The organism is Pseudoalteromonas rubra (assembly GCF_000967655.1).
Taxonomy (GTDB): domain Bacteria; phylum Pseudomonadota; class Gammaproteobacteria; order Enterobacterales; family Alteromonadaceae; genus Pseudoalteromonas; species Pseudoalteromonas rubra_A.
The window spans coordinates 1-6,730 of the sequence record NZ_JXYA01000118.1 but is presented as its reverse complement, the minus strand read 5'-3'; the positions used below and the strand labels follow the sequence as shown (position 1 = coordinate 6,730).

General features: G+C 40.5%; 10 protein-coding genes and 2 pseudogenes. 3 read left to right on the top strand and 9 right to left on the bottom strand.

What is annotated here, in order from left to right; all coding sequences use genetic code 11:
- Positions 1-5: 5 nt before the first annotated feature.
- From TW77_RS23850 to TW77_RS23820, 7 genes are all read right to left on the bottom strand, one after another.
- The gene (locus TW77_RS23850) at positions 6-344 is read right to left on the bottom strand and encodes a hypothetical protein (protein ID WP_046007471.1); all 339 of its coding nucleotides are present in this window, start codon (positions 342-344) and stop codon (positions 6-8) included.
- 113 nt (positions 345-457) lie between these two features.
- Positions 458-865, bottom strand: coding sequence for a hypothetical protein (locus tag TW77_RS23845; RefSeq protein WP_046007470.1), 408 nt, complete (start codon positions 863-865; stop codon positions 458-460).
- Between the two features lie 80 nt (positions 866-945).
- The gene (locus tag TW77_RS23840) at positions 946-1,479 is read right to left on the bottom strand and encodes a hypothetical protein (protein ID WP_046007469.1); all 534 of its coding nucleotides are present in this window, start codon (positions 1,477-1,479) and stop codon (positions 946-948) included.
- Between the two features lie 122 nt (positions 1,480-1,601).
- Entirely contained in the window at positions 1,602-2,036 is a 435-nt protein-coding gene (locus tag TW77_RS23835) for an Imm8 family immunity protein (RefSeq protein WP_162197992.1), read from the bottom strand.
- Positions 2,037-2,264 carry a hypothetical protein gene (locus TW77_RS23830; protein WP_156158759.1) on the bottom strand — a complete coding sequence of 76 codons (228 nt, stop codon included), beginning with the start codon at positions 2,262-2,264 and terminating at the stop codon, positions 2,037-2,039.
- 4 nt (positions 2,265-2,268) lie between these two features.
- A complete protein-coding gene (locus TW77_RS23825) occupies positions 2,269-2,772 on the bottom strand; it encodes a hypothetical protein (protein WP_046007466.1) in 504 nt (167 codons plus the stop codon).
- 151 nt (positions 2,773-2,923) lie between these two features.
- A complete protein-coding gene (locus TW77_RS23820) occupies positions 2,924-3,304 on the bottom strand; it encodes a hypothetical protein (RefSeq protein ID WP_046007465.1) in 381 nt (126 codons plus the stop codon).
- Between the two features lie 137 nt (positions 3,305-3,441).
- Here TW77_RS23820 and TW77_RS24995 point away from each other — a divergent pair.
- The 3 genes and pseudogenes from TW77_RS24995 to TW77_RS25890 form a co-directional block, all read left to right on the top strand.
- A pseudogene (locus tag TW77_RS24995) lies at positions 3,442-3,711 on the top strand (IS4 family transposase); the annotation flags it as partial.
- A gap of 244 nt (positions 3,712-3,955) precedes the next feature.
- Complete coding sequence (locus TW77_RS23810; protein ID WP_240479547.1) at positions 3,956-4,771, top strand: transposase; 816 nt, start codon at positions 3,956-3,958, stop codon at positions 4,769-4,771.
- Between the two features lie 216 nt (positions 4,772-4,987).
- Positions 4,988-5,200, top strand: a pseudogene (locus tag TW77_RS25890) (transposase); the annotation flags it as partial.
- Positions 5,201-5,490: 290 nt separating this feature from the next.
- Here TW77_RS25890 and TW77_RS23805 read toward each other — a convergent pair.
- Together TW77_RS23805 and TW77_RS23800 are read right to left on the bottom strand one after the other, a co-directional pair.
- A complete protein-coding gene (locus tag TW77_RS23805; protein WP_046007464.1) occupies positions 5,491-5,874 on the bottom strand; it encodes a DUF6678 family protein in 384 nt (127 codons plus the stop codon).
- Positions 5,875-5,989: 115 nt separating this feature from the next.
- Positions 5,990-6,532: a hypothetical protein gene (locus TW77_RS23800; RefSeq protein WP_156158758.1), complete on the bottom strand. Its 543-nt coding sequence runs from the start codon at positions 6,530-6,532 to the stop codon at positions 5,990-5,992.
- Between the last annotated feature and the right edge of the window lie 198 nt (positions 6,533-6,730).

Sequence of the window (6,730 nt, the reverse complement as noted above, 5' to 3'; positions counted from 1 at the left end):
CTGGTTCAGGTCAAAGCAAATAATACCTGTATATCTGGTTTAGCGGTTACAGTAACCTCTACACCTGTTTTACTTACGAATGATAGGTAGCTGTTCTTACTTGTGTCAATGTGATGCCTGGCAAATTTGCACCCCTGAATTTGGTACTCCAATAGGGGGTGGTGTTCACCACTTCTGAACAACCTAAACCTGATATCTTCTTCGAACGGAAAAACGGTTAACTCTAATACAACCCCATTATTAGAAACGTTGAAGACATAAAAGGGGCCGCCACCTTCATCTTCAATAACTTCAGGAGTAACTTCCAGTATTCCTATGAATTCTGCTTCATCCCATTCAAGCACGATACCTCCTCTTACTTATAAAGCCCCCACCAAGAGCTGATAACTACTTGCTAACATGTGCAGCGAAGCGGAACCGAGCAAGCTGTTAGCAATCCCTTCACTGTATTGGCATGTTATATGGCATTTATAACGACATTACCTGCTTTATAAATAAGAACAATTTCCGCCAATGCTTCTATTCCAACAGTAGGATGGCAAAGCTGATTAAAAAAGATTTTACCAGTGCCATCATTGTTTATATTTATGGAGATAAGTTCAACTTCGCATTCTTTAATTGCATCAACCCAAGAGCCAAAATCCCATGGCATTTCGATTGTGTTATTCAATTTCCACTTAGCTAGCCATTCATCACTTTCTTGTTTGGTATGAATAAAAATAGTGTGATACTTATCACCTAACTTTTCAATCAGTTGGCATGCATCGAAGTTATTCTCGATTTTAGCTTTTTTGAGAAAATTAAATAGTTCAACGACATCGTTGATATGATTTTTCGGAATTTTTTCGAATGTAATGCTATCCATGATCACGCCATATAACGCCGTCGTTAAGGGGATGGTAATATTTTGCTAAAATGTGTAGCGAAGTGAAACAGAGCCAAACATTAGCAGCCCCGACCCGAGCAGCTTGTTATCTTTTTTAAAACGCCAGTACCAAACATATAATAATAATCTGGAGCTCCTGAATTTTCGGTGTTATACCAATTATGAACGGTTCTTGTAACAGTTAATGCTCCCGTCTTTTCTTCGATACGTGCAATGGAAAGCCAAATGCGCTCTAACCAATTACCGCCTTCTCTAGTAAGATAAACATGCCAACCCAGTTTATCAGGAACTACTTGTATGTTAGCGTCAGATTTTTCCCAATCAGATTTGGATGTATATTTAAAATAGACTTCGGTATATTTTTCTTTAAGGATAATCTTGATCCCGATACCTGTTTTATCACTTCCATCTTTAGCCATAACTCCTAGTAGCTCATCAGGTGCACTTTTAATGAAATATCTTCCTTCCCATTCCCCTAAAAGAGGAGAATACTTTCGAATTGATTCTATTTTCTTCGAGATTTCAGGATTAACTTTCTGTTCTTGAGCAAAAACACTGAACGGCAATGCAAGTAGTAATAATAGAAATTTCATCGAAACCCTTTTAAAATATAACGTCGAAAATAAACGGCTAAAAATAGTTGGCTAAAATTTGTGAGGCACGAACAAAGCCAACTATTTTTGTCCGCACTTTTAATCTGCCTTGTTAGATATACCTAGAACGGAAAGCAACTCAAACTAGCTGGCCGAATTTGGCCAGAAAGCCTTGTAGCAACTTCTGCCCAGGAATTACTGCCATTTGCTTGTAAAAGTAACTTTGAAATATGACGCTTAATAACATTCCAATCAAACTCTTCAAGCACCAATGTCGGTGGCATAAATGAGTTAATAGTCCGATTTTCAATCGCTTTGTGAGAGGCCACATAGAATTCAAAAAACACGCTATCGGCTTGATGATTTTCAAAGCACAAGTCTAACTCTATGAGAACATCAAACTCTTCCAAATCACAAGGGTAACCTGAAGTTGATGGTTCTAATTGATCACTTGATATTCCGAGTAACTCGATATTCATGGTTCCCTGTGCTTGCTTAACCTGCCTAATACCCAAAGCAGCGGTGCGAAGCATCCGCTGACTTTGTTTGCTGGGCAATTATCCCAGCAATGCTTTCTTACCAAGTTTCGTAAGAACTTTAATTGCTTTTTCACCCATGGCTTGAATTTTTATCGTTGCCTCATTATCATCGGCAGCAGAAGCCAAAGCCTCTTTCACCTCTAAAATAGTTTCTTCCTCTTCGGGAGAAAAGATCGACTCAAGCTCTAATTGTGTAAAACGTGAATTTCCCGCCACTTCATTTAATCGATTGCTAAACCTTCCCATAACTCTATCCCTCATTATTTATGTAATCTTCAACTTTCTTTTCTACTTCTTTGAGTTTTTCTTTGTACTTATCAATTAGATCGTTTTGAATAGTTGCTGCATCATGAGCTGTCTTTAAAAAATCGTGGTTTGCCTTCGCTAATTCTATTAATTGACCATAACCAATTTCTGTTTCTTTCAGCAACGATTGACGGCTAGATTCAATTTTTGATATTTCAGCTCTTAAATCTTCGGCATACTCAACTAGGAGCGCTCTAACTTCGTCTGCAGGCAATGCAGACCTTCCGTTTAGCTCAGAGGCAATAACATCGTCAATTACGAAGTTCTTCATAAGATTCTCTACTTGCGAGATTTGGTCATCAGCATAAGCATTAATAATCTTGATCTGATTATTTTTGGCTGATTCAATACCTATAACTATCAACGCTTGAGAAGTAACCGCCTGAGGTGGAATTGAAACGCATCCACTGACCAATAACAATGTTAAAGAAAGTAATACCATTCTCATTTTGCATTCTCCTTTTTTCTAATTTACTCTGCCTAACGCCGCGTTAAGCAGTGAGCAATGCAGACCACCTAACCTAAACCATTGTGCCTTAAACACTAAAGCTGAATCAAACCGAAAATGCGAGCGTTGCAAATCTGTCTTAAACGCTTTGTTATGTAATATTTCCACGGAATACAAGCATTTCCAAAGACCATCCTTTTACATATGTCAGATCAAAGCCTAAAGCAACAAAAGTTAAAGCAATAACACCAATTAATAAGAACAACGTTCCTAATAATGCTTCTATAGTTGTAGAAAGTGACCCTTTTATTCGAGATAGCCTATCTTGATGAAACCTGATTCGTCGTTTGGCCGCCATTGAGAAATGCAGTAGCATTATATAGAACAAAAGAAAGGTAGCCACTTCAGCTGAGTGTTCTTTAAACTGTAGCGCGGTAAAAGCTGATGTTAAAGCTAGAGTCCCAATGACCTCATTTACATACATATACCACGCTCGTACCGCTGTTTCTGAAATCCCCTGTGGTGTAGACATAGCGAAATTTCCTCTTGTCACATAACGCCTTACTCTGAGGAATCCCCAGATAATCATATTTAAAATCAATATGATGGACACGCACGGCATTGTTTGAACCAATTTATTTCGCCAAAAACTAACCAGATAACAACACCATGCGTGATATCACTATCCTACACGATATGCTCAGAAAAAACTGCCCCCATATTCATGCCCGGCGCCTTGAATCATTAATGTTGGCAACTGAGACTTTGCTCGATAGCAATCAACTGTCTCTTACAGAGCTGGGGCGAAATATGAATGGCTCTGTCGCTGCCAAGCACAACATTAAACGTATGGACCGACTGCTTGGCAACACTGCCATGCATAACGATCGGCTTGCTAATTACCGCTTTCATGCTCGCCTGACGTGTGGCGCTAATCCCAAAAATGACAGACACCCAACCAAAAACTTGTCTGTCATACTCCCCTCGCCTATGCTGTTACTCTGCTCCAAGGATAAGGACGAAGCAAATGCCAGCGGCACGGAAAAGCCAGGTCAGTTTAGTTGACACGAAATACTACCACTGCATCTCTCGCTGTGTCAGGAGAGCCTTTTTATGCGGTGAAGACCCGTTAACAGGCCAATCTTATGAACATCGTCGTTAATGGGTTGAAAAAAAGTTACTTTTGCTTGCATCCATTTTCTGCATCGACATCTGCTCTTACGCTGTAATGAGCAACCATACTCACATTGTTATGTATGTTGATGACACAAAAGCCAATCGACTATCTGACAAGGCAATCGCTATCCGATGGCACAAGTTGTTTAAGGGAAACTGGCTGACACACAAATTCGTGGAAGGTAACGAACTCACCTCGTCAGAACGCATTATGCTCGACGATATTATCGACAAATACCGCGAAAGACTTTCAAGCATCAGCTGGTTTATGCGCGTACTCAACGAAGACATTGCTCGCCGAGCCAATAAAGAAGATGGCTGTACAGGTCGGTTCTGGGAAGGCCGGTTTAAGTCTCAGGCATTGCTCGATGAAGCTGCCCTTGCCGCCTGCATAGCCTACGTTGACCTCAACCCTATCCGGGCTAAAATGGCCGCCACACCAGAAACCTCCGAGTTCACCAGTATCAAAAAACGCATTGAACACGCACAGCGCGGCAAACAACCAAAGAGCCTTCTGCGCTTTGCTGGCAACCCCAGGCAAAACATGCCCAAAGGTTTGCCCTTTGAGCTTGAATACTATATTGAACTGGTTGAACTAACAGGCCGATGCATTCGTGCAAACAAGCGAGGCCACATCTGCGATGCCCAACCTATCCTCGCCAGATTGCAAATAGAGCCTGAAAACTGGCTAAAACTCACCACGCGATTTACCAAAATGTTCCACGGTGCAGTCGGCAGACAGCAAACCGTGACTAAATTTTGTGAGCACCTGCAAAAAAAGCGGCGCCCTAATCTGGCTAATTGTGAACGTTTATTAGGATAGAGTTGTCATTATCCTAAATTCAAGTGATGACTGTCGTACCCTGGCAGCGCTTAACCGTGCCAAAAATATCAAATAACTACTGCTTCAACTGAAAATGCTCATCCGCAAAGCCTGATTCCTGAAGCTTTTCGCTTGTTCATTTGTAGTAGCACGTGTGTTCATTGCTTAAGGACCCGTAATAAGAACAGCTAATGCTGGGTGACTTCGCTTTTTTCCATTCGTGCAGATAAGCGAGGCCACATCTGCAATGCCCAACCTTTCCTCGCCAGATTGCAAATACAGCCTGAAAACTGGCTGAAACTCACCACACGATTTACCAAAGTGTTCCACGGTGCACTTGGCAGGCGCCATGTCTTGACTGAGTTTTGTGGACACCTGCAAAAAAAGCGACGTCCTAATCTGGCTAATTGTGAGCGATTATTCGGGTAAAGTTGTCATTATCCCGACTTCAAGTGATGACTGTCGCAGTTAGGCAGCGTTTAACTGTACCTCAAAATACCAAGTAACTACTGTTCGAGCTGAAGTTGCTCATCCGTAAAGCCCGATTTCTGAAACTTTCCGCTTTTCTACTTGCTGAAACATTTTTATCCGTCGCCAATGAACCCATAACAGGCACATATAAGACTGGGTGTCTTTGTTTTTGGCGGATTAAGCTTAGCTAAACTTAGCGAGGAACGAGCGTCAGCCAAGCTTTAGACGTCCATTCATTAATGCGTTTGTTAGGTATACTTTGCACCAAATTCTTTGTAACACTTTGGAAAGTATCCCCAAACTCTAACAAATGATTCTGTCGCTTCAAATTCAAAGCCGATGCGTTGAATAAGGTTTAGAACCTTTTCAGACAAATCAATATCAATCCACTCAACACTCAGCAGAGGGAATGGCAAGTGATAGTACCATTCGCTATCCCAACCAGAAATGTAACCGTTAACTACCTTTGTTCGATAACAAGGTTTTTCTGAAAATTCACGAATCTCAGAAATAAGCTCATTCCATTTGGTATCGTTGGCCGCCCCAACCAACTGCCTTTCAGCAATAATTCTCTTTGCTTCTTTTTTATACCTTTCATCGGAAACGGCATCAGCCATTGGCAGCAGACTCATTGGTATACCTAACGCCGCAAATAAACGGCAAAAATTAGTTGGCTATAATTTGTGAGGTACGAACAAAGCCAACTGATTTTTGTCCGCCCTTTTTAATTTGCATTGTTAGAATTGCTTATATCTGCCATGCTAAACTATCTATTGCAATGCAAATTTCCCACACATATTTATCTGAAATTACTATTCCAGTATCTGTTATTTCATAACCGTCATGAACAACATCTAAAGGATTACCATGAACTATGGAGTTTCTTACTTTTCTTACATTACCATCTAAGAACTGTACTGAACTTTCAGTAATAAGTTCCCGCTCATCAATTTCTTCTAGCCATTTAATATAATGTATAAAGATAGATTCATGTCTTCCTTTGATTCTAGGGCTAACCTGTTCTTGGCTACTAAGTTCACGCACAATATATCCAAGTGTATCCTCCAACATTGCCCATAACATTAATACTTGAGACTTTTTAATATAATTAGGCAAATCCTTTTTAAAAGTAGATTCCAAATCATATTCGTCATTACTTATGTTTGAAACGGATATATGGTTAGTATATTCATTACTATAAATGCCACCTCCACCCTTAACGAGCATACCTGAGAACTTTGATGTGTAATCATCACGTTGGTAATTCTGCTGCTCAATAAAAGCCATCATTAAGCGTATTTCTTGGTATAGGCCTCTGCGGATGGAATACTGTATATCCGATTTCTTAGTAAAAAACTTCATTCTCTTAAGCCAAATAACATGATGAAATTGAATAGCATTCTAACGCTTTAGTATTCATGCGTACGCAGTACGCATAATCGTTTGTTGAACTGGGCCGCTACCTGCACGCCGTATCCGGCTGGTGTG